Below are 15,615 nucleotides of genomic sequence, written 5' to 3' on the forward strand. Positions count from 1 at the left end.
CTCCCGACCCGCCGATCACGCCCGCTGTTGCGCCTCAGTGCGAACGGTACGTCGAGAAGTCGGGCCGGCGCTTCTCGTTGAACGCGGTGATGCCCTCGCGCGCCTCGTCGCTCTCGCCGAAGAGCTTCAGCGTCGTGAAGGCCATGTTCCCGATGCTGACCATGTGCTCGGTGTCGGTGTTGAACGACTGCTTGAGCACCTTCAGCGCGGTGGGGGAGTAGGCCAGCATCGTGTCCGCCCACGTGCGGACCTCGTCGCGCAGCTCCGCGGCGGGGACCACGCGGTTGACGAGTCCCCAGTCCAGGGCCTCCTCGGCGGAGAGACGGCGCAGCATGAACCAGATCTCCCGGGCGCGCTTCTCGCCGACCACGCGGGCGAGGTAGCCGGACCCGAGCCCGGCGTCGAAGGAGCCGACCCGCGGCCCGTTCTGCCCGAACGTCGCCGTGTCGGCCGCGATCGACAGGTCGGCGAGCACGTGCAGCACGTGGCCACCGCCGATGGCGACACCGTTCACGGCGGCGACCACCGGCTTGGGCACGTCGCGGATCACCCGGTGCAGGGCCTCGACCTCGAACAGCCCGGTCTGCGACGGTCCGTAGTCGCCGGTCTCCATCCGCTGCTTCTGGTCGCCGCCGGAGCAGAACGCCTTCTCCCCGGCGCCGGTGAGCGCGATGACACCGACCCCGTCGTCCGCCCACGCGAGCTTGAACGCGAGCACCAGCTCGTCGACCGTCTGCGCGCGGAACGCGTTGTAGCGCTCCGGCCGGTTGATCGTGATCCAGGCCAGGCCGTTGTCGACCTCGTAGACGACGTCGGTGAACTCCTCGGGATCCATGCTGCCCCTTCCTCGACAGTGAGTGCGACCGGATCGGAGGTTCGCAGACGCGAACGGCCGCTGCCCGGGTGCAACCGGAACCGCTATCTGGGTGCGGCCGACTCCGGACAACGGCTGATGTGGTGTTCGCATCGTGACATATTCGGCCCAACCTTTATGCCGTCAGTCCGAACCGGTCTGGAACGGTCGGGCGGAGAGCGATGGACGGTCTACGACGACCCGGAGACCGCTCCCTCGACCACGCGCTTGATCGCCGCGAGCGTGGCCGGGATGCCGGAGCGGGCGTCGGCGACGCGCACCGCGATCTCGTGCTCGGCGTCGTCGCCGTACTTCTCGTGGAAGAACGTCCGCCCCCGCTCGCGGAACTCCCACGTCTCGGTCAGCCTGGTGCCGTCGCCCTCGGGTTCCATCTCGTAGCCCCAGCGCACCAGCCCGCCGTTGACCTCCCACGCGAACGCGCGACCGGGGTCGGCGACGACGACCTCGCCGGTGGTGCTCCACTCCCGGTCCGGCTTGCGGTTGTGGCCCGTGAACCGGGCGCCCACCCGCGGGCCGTCGCCGTCCTCCCAGTCGCAGCCGACGCAGATCGGGCTCCACTCGCCGGTGCGCGTCACGTCGGAGACGGTGGTGTACACCAGCTGCGGCGGTGCGTCGACGAGGACGGAGTCGGCGAACGAGAACTCGGCCATGCCCTCGACCCTAGTGCTGCGGCGGCTCGAAGTCGGCGCCGATGAGGGCGGCAGCGGGAACTCCGGCCGGGCGGCTCGGCGATCAGCTCCGCCTTGCCGCCGACGTGGCCCAGGACGGGCACGGCTCGGCACGACGCCCCCGAACGTGAGGCGGCCGGGGAGCGCCGCCGGTCAGAGAGCCAGCAGCTCCGTGCTCTGCAGGCCGAGCCGGTCCAGGTCGGCGCGCACCTCGCCGCGGTAGATCGGGTTCATCAGCACGACCGACCGGGGAGGCGTTCGGGTGAGGTCCGCGGGCGCGACGATCGGCAGGCCGGGGCCCGCGATGTAGCGTCCCTGCAGGCCGGGGTTGATGTCGACGACGGCCCGCACCGGCGCGGCGTCGGCGCCGAGCATGGCCAGGAACGTGAGCCCCTTGGCCCCTCCGCCCCAGACGGCGACCGGATCGCCCGCCGCGGAGCGCTCGCCCATCCACGCGCCCCAGGACCGCACACCGTCGCGCACCGTGTCGGCGAACGCCCGGCACGCACCGTCCAGATCGGACAGCGTCCCGGCGGGAACCGCGGCGGACCCGTCCGGACCGGCGTCCGGGGCCGTCGCCTCGGCGACCACGTACTGGTCGTCGTAGGTCGTGCGGGCGGCGACCTCGCCGAAGCCGATGCCGCGCAGGTAGCCGGTCACCGTCTCCGGGGTGAAGTACGAGCAGTGCTCGTACTGCAGGTCCCAGAACGCGCCCTCGGCCAGGATCCGGCCGAGGTCCGGGACCTCGGCCAGGAACGCGGGCACCGCTGCCTTGCGCATACCGGTGACGATCTCGTCGCCGAACGACCGAAGCGCCGGGATGTGCTCGAGCGTGTGCCGGCAGACGACGGCGGACGTGCCCGGCTCGATCTGCCGCGCGTCGAACTCGGAGGGCAGCGCCGTCAGGCGACCGGTCAGATCGGCGGGCACCCGGTCGGCCGCGAAGTGCGGGTCGATCCCGGTGACGCCGCCCACCCCGGCGCGGAGCATCTCGACGGCGAAGTCACCCGCCCCGCACCCGATCTCGACGACGTGGGTGCCGGTCAGCCGGTACCGGGCGGTCCAGTCCGCCGACAGTTCCGCCGCGTACGCCGCGAAGCGCGGTGAGTTGTGCTGGGACTCCTCGTGCGAGCCGGTGTAGTCCAGCAGCGCCGGGTCGAACGCGCGGTTGAACACCACACCGCACGCCGGGCAGAGGCACAGCTCCTGGTCCCCGACGGTGACCCGGCGCGCCGCCTCCGGCGTGTCGAACACGGCCGTACCGTGCACCGGGAGCCCGGTCAGCGCGATGAACGGCTCGTTCGCCGGCGTCGCGCAGGCCGGGCAGGCGGTGGAGATCGGCGCGGCGTGCGGGTCGGTCACCGGGTCGCGGACGCGACCATCAGGTCGTCGACGTTCAGCGGGGCGAGGTCGGACACGCGCAGGAAGTCGCCGAGCGTCGTGCCGGTCGCTCCACTGTCGACGTTGCGCGGCCCGCGGTTCTCCCGGACGTCGTCGATGTTGATCGTGCGCAGGTCGTAGGAGAACCGCGTGACGCCGGACGTGTTGGGGGCCGACGCGTGCAGGTGGTTCGACGAGAACATGAAGATGTCGCCCGACCCGCCCGCGATGCGGATCTCGCTGCGGCTGTCGAAGTCCTCCAGCGGCACCGGGTGCGGCCGGTCGTCCTTGGACAGCTTCTCGGCCGCCGCGTGCCGGTGCTTGGCGACCCACTCCTCGTAGTCGTAGGCGTTGGACGCGTTGCGCACCGGCTTGTCGAAGAAGTCGGTGTACATGCTCATCACGTTGCCGCCGACGACCGGGAACACCGGAGTCCAGTAGTTCAGGAGCTGCTGCGGGTGGCCGTACCACATGTCGCGGTGGGCCTTGTAGTTGTAGCTGACGCCCGCGGTGAGGAACTGGTCGGCCGGGATCACGCGCAGGCGGGGGATGTCGAAGTAGGTGGTCTCCGGGTCCATGCCCAGGTCCACCGCGAACTGCTGGCACAGCTCCTTCGTGCGCTGCCCGTTGGTGAACTCGGACTTCAGCGGGCCGACCCGGCGGACGAACTCCTCGACGTCCATCTCGTACTGCGCGCGTTCCGGGTCGAGACCGGTGAACGCCTCGGAGATCAGGTTCTTCGCATGGTCCACGAAGGCCAGCGCGCCAGGGCGGCCGCTGTAGAGGTGGAAGTCCCCGGAGAACAACGACTGACGACGCTCGTCGTCCGAGATGTCCCGGTTGAGATAGATCGTGATCACCGACGGTTCCCCTGCCTCGATGCGCAATGGGCGTTGCCGAGCGAGAGTAGCACCGGCCGTTGCGGGGGTGCCGCGATGTCCGGTTCGGCAGCGTTGTCGCAGCTCAGAGACGGTTCTCCGGGGGCGGGGTGACGGCCCGATCACCGGACGTATCGCCCGGATCGCACCCCGTGTTCCGCGGCACTGCCGGAGGAGCGGATCACCCGTCGGAGTGTGCCCATGGGGTGGTCCGCTCGCGCTCCGTCCGTGCCGTTCCGTCGACCGTGAAAGGGGGAGATCGGGGCTTGGGTGCTCGTGCAGGCCGTCGTACCGCGCGAGGATGTCCCCGGACCCGCTCGCGACGCCGACCGGCGCGCTCGGGACACCCGCACCGACCACATGAGGAGACGCCCGTGCCCGCCACAACGTCCGCTACCCGACCGGCGGCTCCCACCGGGATGCGACGGCACGGCTGGATCCTCGTGCTCGTCGTCGGCGTGGCGCTGTTCCTGGTCGTCGAGCGCACGCTGGTCGCCACGCAGAACCCGAACTTCGTTCCGTCGGCGATCCTGCTCGGCGCGACGATCGTGCCCGCCGCGTTCCTGACGTTCGTCTACGGCCGCCGCCTGCCCTACGACGTCCCGGCGTCCGTCGTCGCGGGCACCGTCCTGCTGGGCGGCGTGATCGGCACGGTGGTCGCGGGCACGCTCGAGTTCGACGCGCAGCGTGACCTAGGCGTGCTTCCGACGGTCGGCATCGGGCTGATCGAGGAGGCCAGCAAGCTGGTCCTCCCGCTGGCCGTGCTGCTGTTCGTCCCGCGCCTGCGGACCAGGGCCGACGGCCTGCTGCTCGGCGTCGCGTCCGGCGCGGGGTTCGCGGCGCTGGAGACGATGGGCTACGCGTTCACCACGCTGATCCAGTCGCGGGGCAGCATCACCGACACCGTCGACGTGCTGCTGCTGCGCGGCGTGATGAGCCCGGCCGGGCACATGACGTGGACCGGCATCTCGGCGGCCGCGCTGTTCACCGCGGCCGCGGGCGGGTGGACGGGCCGGAAGTTCTGGGCGTTCGTCGGGGCGTTCGTGGTCGCCGTCGCGCTGCACACGGCGTGGGACGCGGCGCCGTCGCTGATCGTGACCGGGGTGGTCGCCGTCGTGAGCCTCGCCGTTCTGCTGTGGACGGTGCACCGCACCATCCACCCTCGACGCTGACTCCGCCGGCGGCGAACGCCCTGCGCAGGTTCCGCTCCTCCGGCCCGGCGATCGCGGCCTCCCTGGACCTGACCGACGGCGGACTCGCAGTCGATCGGGCGGGCGTCACCGAAAAATGATCGGGCCGCGGAATGCATCACGGAAATCGGATGGCTCCATCCCCGATTCCGTATTGGTGGGAGGTGAACACGAATTCATAGGGTGGGTCGCCCGATGTGACGAGGAGGTCCCACCATGCCCGCGACGCTCGATCTGACCGATTCCGGCTTCCTGACCGGAGACCGGCACGACGAGTACCGCGCACTGCGCGACGGAGGCGCCGTGCTCGTTGTCGGGGAGCCGGACGCACCGACCCGGCTGATCACCCGGTACGACGACGTCCAGGCCGTCCTGCGGGACACGTCCGGCCGCATGCAGGAGGCCGGCCAGGACGCTCCACCGTGGATGGAGCACGGACCGGCGCTGCGCCGACTGCGCGCCAACATGGTCCAGACGGATCGTCCGGTCCACACGCGACTGCGCGGCGTCGTCGCACCGCTGTTCACGGGACGCAGGGTCGAGACACTCCGCGAGGCCGCGGCGACCGAGGTGACGGCGGAGCTGGACGCCCTCACCTCGTCCGGAGGGTCGTTCGACGCCGTCACGCAGCTCGCCGCCCGGGTGCCGCGCGGCGTCCTGCGCCTTCTGATCGGAATGCCGGACGACGACTGGGAACCGATCCTCGCGGCTCAGACCGACTTTCTGATGATCTTCTCCCCGTTCCCGCTCGACGACGCGCGGCGCGACCGTCTGGACGAGGTGGCGCAGTTCTACTTCGACTATTTCGATGGTCTCCTCGGACGCGCCGCCGAGCCGACCGAGCTCGTGCGGCGGCTGCTGGACGCCGAGCAGGCCGGTGAGCTGTCCCGCGACGAGGTGCTCTCACTCCTGCACACGGTGCTCGACGCCGGGTTCGAGACGACCCGGACGTCGATCTCCAACGCGGTCGAGCTGTTCGCGACGGTGCCGGGCCTGCACGACCGCGTTCGCGCGGACCCGTCGCTGGTCGAGGGGACGGCGGAGGAGACGCTGCGGCTGCGGGCTCCGGTGCAGCTGATCCCGCGGATCCTGACCGAGGACCGGGTCGTCTCGGACGGCACGACGGTGCCCGCCGGTGCGCACACGCTCTGCGTGCTCGGCTCGGCGAACCTCGACGAGCGCACGTTCGACGACCCGGGCAGCGCCGACCCGAGGCGGGCGAACGCGTCGAAGCACCTGTCGTTCGGCGGCGGGCTGCACCACTGCCTCGGCGCCCCGCTGGCCCGGATCCAGCTGCAGGAGACCGTGGCCGGCCTGGCGCGACGGTTCTGCCGGATCGAGCCGGACGGGCCGTCGGAGCGGTACCCGTCGCTGATGTTCCCGGCGCTGTCCACGCTGCCGGTCCGGGCTCAGGCCTGACCGGCGAGTTTCCGTTCGGCGACGGCGCGCAGCGCGTCCACGGCGGCGCGCTGCAACGGGGAGAAGTACTGCGCCTCGCGGTGGAACAGGCCGATGCTCTCGACGAGCGTGGCGTCGGTGAACCGGACGGCCCGCAGGCGCCCGAGCGCGGCGTCCTCGGCGACGCAGTACTCCGGCGCCAGGCAGACCCAGCCGTTGGCGATCACCGCCCGCTTCAGCGACTCGGCGTGCCCGAGCCGGATCACGTAGGACAGGGGTCCGACGCCGTGGGCGGCCAGCTGGTCGGCGAGCGTCCGCTCGATCGCGACCCCGGCGGGAACTCCGACGACCGGCAGCCCGGCGACATCGGCGAGCGGGATCTCGTCCGCGTCCGGCGGGCCGTCGACGGCCGCGCACAGCACCAGCGGCTCGTCCCAGAGCTTCTCCGGGTGCAGCGGGCCGGGGTCGACGTCGTCGAACCAGGTGGTGACGGCGAAGTCGACCTCGCCGATCTCGGTGCTGCGCAACGCCCGCGCCGGCTCGTTGATGTGCACGGTGATGTCCGCGCCCGGCCGGTCCCGGCGCAGGTCGGTCATCAGCGGCGGCAGCAGGTAGGTGCCGATCGCCATGCTCGACGCGACGGACAGCGAGCCGGCCGCGCCGCTGGTCAGGTCGTCGATGTCGCGCTGGACCCGCGCGCTGCCGGCCAGCACCTCCCTGGCCCACGCGTGGAACCGCCTGCCCGCCTCGGTGAGGGCGATCCGGCGCCCGTCGCGGACGAACAGCGGCGCGTTCACGGCCTTCTCCACGATCCGCAGCTGCGCCGACACCCACGGCTGCGCGACCTGCAGCCGCTCGGCGGCCCGGGTCACGCCGCCCTCGTCGACGACCGTGCAGAACAACTCCAGGCGGCGCAGCTGCATCTGCAGGTCCATACGGCAGAGCTTATCGATAGAGCCGGACATTCGTCGTAGTGCTATGGGTCGTGTCGCCCTAGCGTCGTCGGAGCCCACCACGGACGAGGAGGTCCCGAGATGAACCCGCTGCTCGGCGGCAACGCACTGAAGCTCGGTTTGTTCTGCACGAACGGGTCCGGTGCGTCGCAGACGCTCGTGCCGGAGGCGCCGGAGATGTCCTGGGACATGTCGCTGCGCACGGCCCGTGCGGCCGACCGCGCCGGTCTGGAGGCCGTGGTCCCGTTCGCGCGCTGGAAGGGCTACGCCGAGAACCGGCCGGAGCACCGGGCCGGACGCGTGATGGACCCGTTCACGTGGGCCGCCGGCATCGCCGCGGCCACCGATGACATCGGCGTGTTCGCGACGTCGCACGCCCCGACCCTGCACCCGATCGTCGCCGCCAAGCAGGCGGCGACCGTCGACCACATCTCCGGCGGGCGGTTCGCCCTGAACGTCGTCGGCGGCTGGAACCGGCCGGAGCTGGAGATGTTCGGCGCGGCGCTGCGTGAGCACGACGAGCGCTACGACCACCTCGCCGAGTGGCTGCACGTCCTGCGGACACTGTGGGCGGAGACCGACGAGTTCGACTTCCACGGCGCGTTCTTCGACGTCGTCGGCGGCGTCTCGCAGCCGAAGCCGCTCCAGTCCCGGGTCCCGATCATGAATGCCGGCGGGTCGCCGCGGGGCATGCGCTTCGCCGCCGAGCACGCCGACCTGTGCTTCGTGATCGTCCACTCCGAACAGGAGGCGGCGATCCGCGAGCAGGTCGAGGGCTACAAGCAGATGGCCCGCGACGAGTTCGGCCGCGAGGTCCAGGTGTGGACGCACACGGTCGTCGTGCAGCGCGACACCGACGCCGAGGCGCAGGCGTACCTGCGCCGGTTCTCCGTCGAGTACGAGGACGTCGAGAGCATCGAGGCCTGGATGCGTCTGCAGGGTGCGAACACCCAGGTCATGCCGCCCGACGTGCTGGCGGCGATGCGCCAGCGCTTCGCCGCGGGAGCGGGTGGGTTCCCGCTGGTCGGGACGTCGGAGACGATCGCGGAGAAGCTGGAGACGCTGAGCGCGTCCGGGATCGACGGGGCGCTGCTGACCTGGGTCGACTACGACGAGGGGCTCGCCGCGTTCACCGCCGACGTGCTGCCGCGGCTGGAGAAGGCGGGCCTGCGGGCCCCGGTGGCGCAGCCGGTGGGCGTCGCATGAGGCTGGCGCGCTTCCGCACCGGCTCCGGTTCCCGCGGTTTCGGGGTGGTCGGGGACGGGGCCGTCGCCCGGCTGGACCACCGGGTCCCGTCCTTCGCGGACCTTCTCGCCGCGCCGGAACCCGCCCGGCCCGACGACCCCCGTGTGTCGATCGACGACCTCGCCTGGGAGCCGCCGCTCGGCGACCATCCGAAGATCGTCTGTGTCGGGTTCAACTACGCCGCGCACGCCGGGGAGTCCGACCGGGCGGTCGAGGCGCCGGAGCACCCGACGCTGTTCACGCGCTTCGGGGACTCGTTCGTCGGTGCCGGGACGCCCGTCGTCCGCCCGGCGTGCGAGGACTCGCTGGACTGGGAGGGAGAGGCCGCGCTCGTGATCGGCAGGCCGGGGCGACGGATCCCGCCGGAGAAGGCGGCCGACCACGTCGCCGGTGTCACGTGCGTGGCGGAGAACAGCGTCCGCGGCTGGCAGCTGCACTCGAACCAGGCGACGGCGGGCAAGAACTGGCACCACAGCGGCGCCGTCGGCCCGTGGGTCACGACGTCCGACGAGATCGGCACGGCGCCGCTGCGGGTCACCACGCGCCTGAACGGCGAGACCGTCCAGGACGACGCGACCGACCGGCTGACGTTCGGGTTCGCCGAGCTCGTCGCGTACGTCAGCACGTTCACGCCGCTGCGGCCCGGCGACCTGATCGCGACCGGCACACCGAAGGGGATCGGGTTCCGGCGCGACCCGCCGCGGTTCCTGCGGCCGGGGGACGAGCTGGAGGTCGAGGTGTCCGGGGTCGGGGTGCTGCGCCACGGCGTCGTGGACGAGGAGGGGACATGAGGTTCTGGACCGAGGACGACGTCCGGGCGCAGGTCACGATGGCGCAGGCCATCGGCTCCGTGGAGCGGATCCTGACGCACGAGGCCACGGGCGCCGCGTGGAACCTGGACAAGACGATGGCCACCTGGCCGGTCGGCGACGCCAGGGGGAGCGCGCACGCGCTCGGCGCCGTGGACCGTGACGCCGACCTGGCCGTGTTCAAGACGTGGGTGAACACCCCGTCCGGTGCGAGCGCGCTGATGACGCTGTTCGCGGCGTCCGACGGCGCGACGCTCGGTGTGGCGGAGGCGGGCACGGCAGGTGCGCTGCGGACGGCGGCCGTGTCCGGTGTCGCGACGCGACGTCTGTCCGATCCGGACGCCGACGAGCTCGCCGTGCTCGGTGCGGGACGGCAGGCGCTGCGGCAGGTCGAGGCCGTCGCGGCGGTGCGCCCGTTGCGGCTGGTGCGGGTGTGGAACCGGACCCGTGACCGCGCGGAGTCGCTCGCCGGTCAGGTTCGCGACGAGCTGGGACTCGAGGCACGGGTCGCGGCGACGGTGGAGGACGCGACCCGGGACGCGCCGGTCGTCACGCTCGTGACGCGTGCCGCCGAGCCGTTCCTGCGCGGCGAGCACCTGGCCGTCGGTGCGCACCTGAACGCCGTCGGCGCGATCCTGCCGTCGCACGCCGAGTTCGAGCCCGCGCTGCTCGATGACGCCGCACCCGTCGTCGTGGACAGCGAGGAGAACGCCCGGCGGGCGTCGCGGGAGCTGCGCGAGCACGACAGGTGGGACGCCGTGCACACGCTCGCCGAGCTCGTCACCGACAAGGTGACGCGCCCGGCCGAGCCGCGCTGCACCGTGTTCAAGCCGATGGGGATGGGCCTGTCCGACCTGGCCGTCGCCGCCCTGCTCGTCGGGGGTGCCGCGTGAAGTTCCGCAGCGACCCCGCGCGCATCCGCGGCTCGATCGCCCCGGTCGTCACCCCGTTCTCCGACGACGGCGCACCCGACCTCGCGTCGCTCCGCACGCTCGTCCGGTGGCAGCTCGACGCCGGCTCGCACGGCATCTCGATCGGCGGATCGACCGGGGAGCCGTCCGCGCAGACCGTCGCCGAACGGATCGACGCGATCCGCGCCGTCGCCGCCGAGGTCGACGACGCCGTCCCGGTCCTGCCCGGCACCGGTTCGGCGAAGCTGGACGAGACGCTGGAGATCACGGCCGCCGCCCGCGACGCCGGTGCCGACGCGGCCCTGGTGATCACGCCGTACTACGCCCGTCCGACGCAGGAAGCGTTGTACCGCTGGTACTCCGCGGTCGCCGTCGAGTTCCCGGACCTGCCGATCGTGATCTACAACGTGCCGTCGCGGACCGCCGTCGACGTCGCACCCGAGACCGTGGAGCGGCTGTTCCGCGACCACGAGAACGTCGTCGGGATCAAGGAGACGACGAAGGACTTCGAGCACTTCTCGCGCGTCCTGCAGCGCTGCGGGCGCGAGCTGCTCGTCTGGTCCGGCATCGAGCTGCTCGGCCTGCCGCTGCTCGCGCTCGGCGGCGCCGGGTTCGTCTCCGCGGTCGCCAACCTCGCTCCGCGGGCCGTCGCCCGGATGTACGACGCGTGGGAGTCCGGCGACCACGAGACCGCCCGCGATCTGCACTACGCGCTGCACCCGCTGGTGGACCTGCTGTTCGTCGAGACGAATCCGGCTCCGGCGAAGTGGGTGCTCCACCAGCAGGGCCGATTGGCCTCGCCGCACGTGCGGCCGCCGCTGGTCCCGCTCGGCTCCGACCGCGTCCCCGACGTCCGAGCGCTGCTCGACGAGGGCGCCCACCTGCTCGAACCCGGAAAGGAACTCCCGTGAGCATCACCGACACCCGTACCGCGGCCCGCATGGTCGACCTGTCCGGCGACCCGGCGTCCAGACCGCAGCCGTGGGCGCCGATCAAGGTCACCCGCGCCGAGATCGAGGCCGAGATCGACCGCCTCGCGTCCGCGCCCCGGCCGGCGAACGGGCGCCGCGTCGGCCGGATCGTGCACCCGTCGGCCACCGCGCCGGGGCTCGGGTTCGCGCCCGGGATCTCGGTCGCGATCGAGGTGCTGAACCCCTGCGAGCAGGCGGACCCGTTGCGCGAGAACGCCCACCGCGTCGAGATCGGCATCGCCGGGTCCGGGCGGATCGACACCGGCGACGGGGAGATCGCGCTCGCCCACCTCGACGTCGCGAACCTGCCGTCGATGAAGCCGTTCCGGTTCCGCAACGACGGCCCCGACGTGTGGGCGCGCCTGTCCTACTCGAACGCGGCGCTGCTGGAGCAGCTCGGCGTGCACTACGCCGAGGACGTGGACCGGGTGTGGTCCTCCACGCCGGTGTCCGAACAGGACGACCAGTACACCCGGGTCACCGCGCCGGACATCGCGATCGGTGACTCCGGCGCCCGGCTGCGCGGCTACGAGCACCTCGTCGACATCGAGGTCGTCGACTCCCGCGCGCTGCACTGGCCGTGGGCCGAGGTGTCGCCGCACCTGTCGCAGACGCTCGGCGACGGCAGGCGGACGATCATGGCGCTGTACAACCCGGCGTCGCAGCGCAGGCAGGGCGCCACGCACAACTTCTTCGTGACGGCCACGTCGATGCCGCCCGGACGCCCGCCGCGCCCGCGCGGACCCGGGCACCGGCACTCGTCGGCGGCGATCAACTACCACGTGCGGGGCACCGGGTTCAGCACCGTCGACGGGCAGGACATCAGCTGGGAGGCAGGCGATCTGCTGCTCTCCGCGCCCGGCTGGCTGGAGCACGCGCACTACGAGGGCCCGGACGGCATCGCCGTCTACACCGTCCAGGACCACCCGCTGCACATCGGCATGGAGTCGCTCGTGTGGCAGGAGAAGATGGACGGCCCGGTGCTGGCGCTCGGGTCGGAGGCCGGGCAGACCGGCTACGTCGGGCCGCGCGAGGCCGGGGCCTGACTCACCAGGGAGCGACGACGGTCCCGCCCCACTCGGCGGGATCCACGTCGCGCACGGTCCGGGTCAGCTCCCAGCGGTGCCCGCCCGGGTCTTCGACGACGCACGCCCGCTCGCCGTACGGGTGCGTCACCGGTTCCTGGTGCACGACGGCGCCCGCCTCCAGCGCACGGGCGAACGCGACGTCGACGTCGTCGACCCGGAGCTTGATCTCGTGCGAGTACCCGTCCGGTGACGGTGCCCTGCGGTCGCCGCCGTCGTCCGCGACGACGACGGCGCCGTCGGCCCCGACCCGCATCTGGGAGCGGTGCGCGTCGCCGATCCGCACGCGTTCGGAGAACCCGAACGCCGCCTCCAGGAACGCGACGGCGGCACGCACGTCGGGATAGACCAGCACGGGCGTGACCGTCGGCGGCGGTGCGGAACGGTTCGTCGTCACGCGCCGGGAGCGTACTCAGCCCCGCACGGCCCGCAGCGCCACCGCGGTCGTCTCGTCGGCGACCGCCGGGCGGGTGTGCAGCCGCCCGACGCGCGCCACGTCGTGCGCGATCGCGCGGGCGGCGTGCGCGAGCAGCTCCCGCTCCGTGTCGTCGAGTTCGGGCCTGGCCGAGCGCAGCGTCGAGACCCATCGGCGGGTCTGCTCGCCCAGCGACGTCTCGTGCTCGCGGCGGGCGTCCGGGGGCAGGTGGAGCTCCTCGGTCGCGTAGACGCCGAACAGCTCCCGCTCGGCCATCACGACGTCGACGTAGGACCGCACGAGCGAGTCGAGGTCGTGCCCGGCCGGGTCCGGCCGGAGCGCCGCGGCCTGCCGGAACGCCCGAACCAGCATGTCCATCTTGGATCCGAAGTGGTGGTAGACGCTCGGTCCGGCGATCCCGGCGGCGGCGCCGATGTCGTCGATCCGGACGGCGGCGTAGCCGTAGCGCTGGAACAGCCCGACGGCAGCGTCGAGGAGGCGGTCGTCCGGGCGGGCCGCCGGAGCGGGCCCTGGCACGGCGGTGCCTGTGGGGATCTCGGCCGCGCAGACCGCCCGTGCGATCCCCGCCAGCGCCCGGCGGTACCGCTCGTGGCCGAGTGGCACCGGGCGGACCGACGGCGTCGCGAGCACGGCGAACGCGGCGGTGGTGAGCAGGCCGGACCGACCCTCGTCGAGGTCGGGGCGTGCCCGCCGGACGTGGTCGGCGAACGCCGCGGCCAGCGTGCGGAAGCGCGCCGTGGCGGCGGAGCGGGCGTCGTCGTCGAGGTGGCGCATCTCGCGCTGCAGCAGCACCCAGACGTCCGGCCGTGCGAGCGCCGCTCCGGCCAGCCGGTCCACCGCCTCGTCCAGCGACCCGGCACCGGCCAGCCCGGCGTCGACGTGGTCGAGCCCGGTCGAGATCGCGCCGGAGAGCAGCGCGTTCTTGTTCCGGAAGTGCCGGTAGACCGCGGGGGCGGTGATCCCGACGTCGGCGGCGACGGCGGCCAGCGAGACGCCGTGGAAGCCGTAGCGGTGGAAGTGGCCGGCGGCGACCTCGGCGAGCTCGCGGCGGCGCTGGTCCGCCGGTTTGCGGCTGCGCGTGCCCGAGGTCGTCATCGGGAGCAGCGTACCCATTGCCTAGTGAATATTCACTAGATACCGTGCGCGGCACGTCTCGAGTCCCAGGGAGTTGGTCGATGACGACGAACCTCGCCGCCGCGTACCGGTCGGCCGGATACCGCGCGACGGGTCTGTGGACGGACGCGACGCTCGGCTCGCTCGTGCCGGACGCCGCCGCCCGCCATCCCGACCGGGAGATGTTCGCGTTCGAGGGCCGGAGGGTGACCTACGGCGAGTTCGAGCGCTGGACGCGCGCGGCGGCATCGGAGCTGGTCCGCGCCGGGGTGCGCCCCGGCGACCGCGTGCTGGTGCAGCTGGCGAACTGCCTGGAGGCGCTCGTCGTGCAGATCGCGGCGTTCCGGGCGGGCGCCGTGGACGTGCCGGTCGTGCCGATCTACCGGCAGCACGAGATGCGCCAGATCCTGGCCGACTGCCGCCCGGCCGCGGTCTGCACGGCGGCCGCGCTCGGCGACCGGGCGCCCGTCGACGAGCTCGACGCGCTGCTCGACGAGCTCGGCCTGCGGCCACCGGTGAAGTGGCTGGTCGGCGGCGCGAAGGACGGCTGGGATTCCGTCCCCGGGCCGGACGGAGCGACCGTCGAGCTACCCGATCCGGCGCCGCCGGAGGCCCCGGCGCTGCTGCTCTACACGTCCGGGACCACCGCGGCGCCGAAGGGTGCGCTGTTGTCCAGCCGCGCCGTCGTCGCGCACATGGTCAACTTCCGGGACGTGCTCGGCGCGGGCGAGCACACCGTCACGCTCGCCGCCACGCCGCTGTCGCACCTCGGCGGGTTCGTCGCGGCCGTCGTGTTCCCGGCGTTCCTCGGTGGCCGATCGGTGATCATGACCGGCTGGCGCCCCGACGAGGCGATGCAGGTGCTCGCCGACGAGCGCGTCACGCTGATGATGGGCGCGACGGTGTTCCTGGCGGACATGGTCTCCCGCTACGAGCAGGGCCCGCCCGGTGAGCACCGGCTCGGCGTCTACGCCGCGGCAGGGGCGGCGGTGGCACCGGAGCTCGTGGACCGCGCCGCCGCCGTCGGCGTGAACGTGGTGCGGGCGTACGGCATGACCGAGACCGCGGGCGTGCTGTCCGCCGCGTCGTCGGCGGATCCGCTGTGGCGGCGCCGCGCGTGGGACGGCCGGCTGTTGCGCGGCATGGAGATGCAGGTCGTCGACGACGACGGTGCGCTGGTCGCGCCCGGAGAGCTCGGCCGGTTCCGGATCCGCGGGCCGCAGCTGCTCACCGCGTACACGGACCCGGTCGTGAGCGCCGCCCAGATCGACGACGACGGCTGGTTCTACCCCGGCGACGTCGGCCGGGTGGACGACGAGGGCTGGGTCCAGATGGCCGGCCGCACGAAGGACATCGTCAACCGCGGCGGCGAGAAGTTCTCCACGATGGACATCGAGATGGCCGTCGCCTCGTACCCCGGGGTCGCCCGGGTCGCCGTCACCGCGGTGCCGGACGAGCGTCTCGGCGAGGCCGTCGGGGCCTGGGTCGTGCTCGACGACGCGACCCGCCGGGACGGGGTCACCGCGCTCGTCGCCCATCTCGACGAGCGCGGGCTGGCGCGGCAGAAGATCCCCGTCGAGTGGCACGTCGTCGACGACATCCCGGCGACGGCCAGCGGCAAGGTCCAGAAGCACCGCCTGCCCGAGCTGACCGATCTCGACACCTGGCACTCCGCTCCCGCCCCCACCCGCTGACAGACGAGGA

The 15,615-nt window shown here is 72.7% G+C and carries 15 protein-coding genes; 8 read left to right on the top strand and 7 right to left on the bottom strand.

The genetic code is table 11. The features are described from left to right. Positions 1-34 precede the first annotated feature (34 nt). The 4 genes from EV378_RS25345 to EV378_RS25360 all read right to left on the bottom strand — a co-directional run bounded on the left by EV378_RS25345 (position 35) and on the right by EV378_RS25360 (position 3,782). Positions 35-835 (bottom strand): enoyl-CoA hydratase-related protein, encoded by an 801-nt coding sequence (locus tag EV378_RS25345; protein ID WP_132429912.1) that lies wholly within the window; start codon positions 833-835, stop codon positions 35-37. A 209-nt stretch (positions 836-1,044) separates the two neighbouring features. Next, positions 1,045-1,524 carry an SRPBCC family protein gene (locus EV378_RS25350; protein ID WP_132429913.1) on the bottom strand — a complete coding sequence of 160 codons (480 nt, stop codon included), beginning with the start codon at positions 1,522-1,524 and terminating at the stop codon, positions 1,045-1,047. A 171-nt stretch (positions 1,525-1,695) separates the two neighbouring features. Continuing rightward, positions 1,696-2,904: a methyltransferase domain-containing protein gene (locus EV378_RS25355; protein WP_132429914.1), complete on the bottom strand. Its 1,209-nt coding sequence runs from the start codon at positions 2,902-2,904 to the stop codon at positions 1,696-1,698. Further along, positions 2,901-3,782 (bottom strand): hypothetical protein, encoded by an 882-nt coding sequence (locus EV378_RS25360; RefSeq protein WP_132429915.1) that lies wholly within the window; start codon positions 3,780-3,782, stop codon positions 2,901-2,903. Before EV378_RS25360 ends, EV378_RS25355 begins: the two co-directional genes overlap by 4 nt. 392 nt (positions 3,783-4,174) lie before the next feature. Between EV378_RS25360 and EV378_RS25365 the strand changes: the two genes are divergently transcribed. Together EV378_RS25365 and EV378_RS25370 are read left to right on the top strand one after the other, a co-directional pair. Continuing rightward, a complete protein-coding gene (locus tag EV378_RS25365) occupies positions 4,175-4,972 on the top strand; it encodes a PrsW family intramembrane metalloprotease (RefSeq protein ID WP_243653763.1) in 798 nt (265 codons plus the stop codon). Between the two features lie 234 nt (positions 4,973-5,206). Beyond that, positions 5,207-6,409, top strand: coding sequence for a cytochrome P450 (locus EV378_RS25370; protein WP_132429916.1), 1,203 nt, complete (start codon positions 5,207-5,209; stop codon positions 6,407-6,409). Here the strand turns inward: EV378_RS25370 and EV378_RS25375 are convergent. Then, entirely contained in the window at positions 6,400-7,323 is a 924-nt protein-coding gene (locus tag EV378_RS25375) for a LysR family transcriptional regulator (protein WP_132429917.1), read from the bottom strand. The genes EV378_RS25370 and EV378_RS25375 overlap by 10 nt on opposite strands. Positions 7,324-7,422: 99 nt before the next feature. On the opposite strand from EV378_RS25375, the gene EV378_RS25380 reads away from it, so the two are divergent. From EV378_RS25380 to EV378_RS25400, 5 genes are read left to right on the top strand one after another with little or no spacing between them, the layout of a single operon-like run. Beyond that, on the top strand, positions 7,423-8,547 hold the full coding sequence (locus EV378_RS25380; RefSeq protein ID WP_132429918.1) for an LLM class flavin-dependent oxidoreductase: 1,125 nt from the start codon (positions 7,423-7,425) through the stop codon (positions 8,545-8,547). Continuing rightward, complete coding sequence (locus EV378_RS25385; RefSeq protein WP_132429919.1) at positions 8,544-9,377, top strand: fumarylacetoacetate hydrolase family protein; 834 nt, start codon at positions 8,544-8,546, stop codon at positions 9,375-9,377. Before EV378_RS25380 ends, EV378_RS25385 begins: the two co-directional genes overlap by 4 nt. Continuing rightward, positions 9,374-10,288 carry an ornithine cyclodeaminase family protein gene (locus EV378_RS25390; RefSeq protein WP_132429920.1) on the top strand — a complete coding sequence of 305 codons (915 nt, stop codon included), beginning with the start codon at positions 9,374-9,376 and terminating at the stop codon, positions 10,286-10,288. Before EV378_RS25385 ends, EV378_RS25390 begins: the two co-directional genes overlap by 4 nt. Further along, complete coding sequence (gene dapA / locus EV378_RS25395) at positions 10,285-11,217, top strand: 4-hydroxy-tetrahydrodipicolinate synthase (RefSeq protein ID WP_132429921.1); 933 nt, start codon at positions 10,285-10,287, stop codon at positions 11,215-11,217. The genes EV378_RS25390 and dapA overlap by 4 nt, the downstream gene beginning before the upstream one ends. Next, entirely contained in the window at positions 11,214-12,323 is a 1,110-nt protein-coding gene (locus tag EV378_RS25400) for an AraC family ligand binding domain-containing protein (RefSeq protein ID WP_243653764.1), read from the top strand. The genes dapA and EV378_RS25400 overlap by 4 nt, the downstream gene beginning before the upstream one ends. 1 nt (position 12,324) lies before the next feature. On the opposite strand, the gene EV378_RS25405 is transcribed toward EV378_RS25400, so the two are convergent. Together EV378_RS25405 and EV378_RS25410 are read right to left on the bottom strand one after the other, a co-directional pair. Beyond that, positions 12,325-12,759 (bottom strand): VOC family protein, encoded by a 435-nt coding sequence (locus EV378_RS25405; protein WP_132429922.1) that lies wholly within the window; start codon positions 12,757-12,759, stop codon positions 12,325-12,327. Between the two features lie 15 nt (positions 12,760-12,774). Next, positions 12,775-13,893 (bottom strand): TetR/AcrR family transcriptional regulator, encoded by a 1,119-nt coding sequence (locus EV378_RS25410; protein ID WP_165922477.1) that lies wholly within the window; start codon positions 13,891-13,893, stop codon positions 12,775-12,777. A gap of 80 nt (positions 13,894-13,973) precedes the next feature. On the opposite strand from EV378_RS25410, the gene EV378_RS25415 reads away from it, so the two are divergent. After that, complete coding sequence (locus EV378_RS25415; RefSeq protein WP_132429924.1) at positions 13,974-15,605, top strand: class I adenylate-forming enzyme family protein; 1,632 nt, start codon at positions 13,974-13,976, stop codon at positions 15,603-15,605. Positions 15,606-15,615: the final 10 nt, after the last annotated feature.

The sequence above is a fragment of the Pseudonocardia endophytica genome (assembly GCF_004339565.1).
Classification (GTDB): domain Bacteria; phylum Actinomycetota; class Actinomycetes; order Mycobacteriales; family Pseudonocardiaceae; genus Pseudonocardia; species Pseudonocardia endophytica.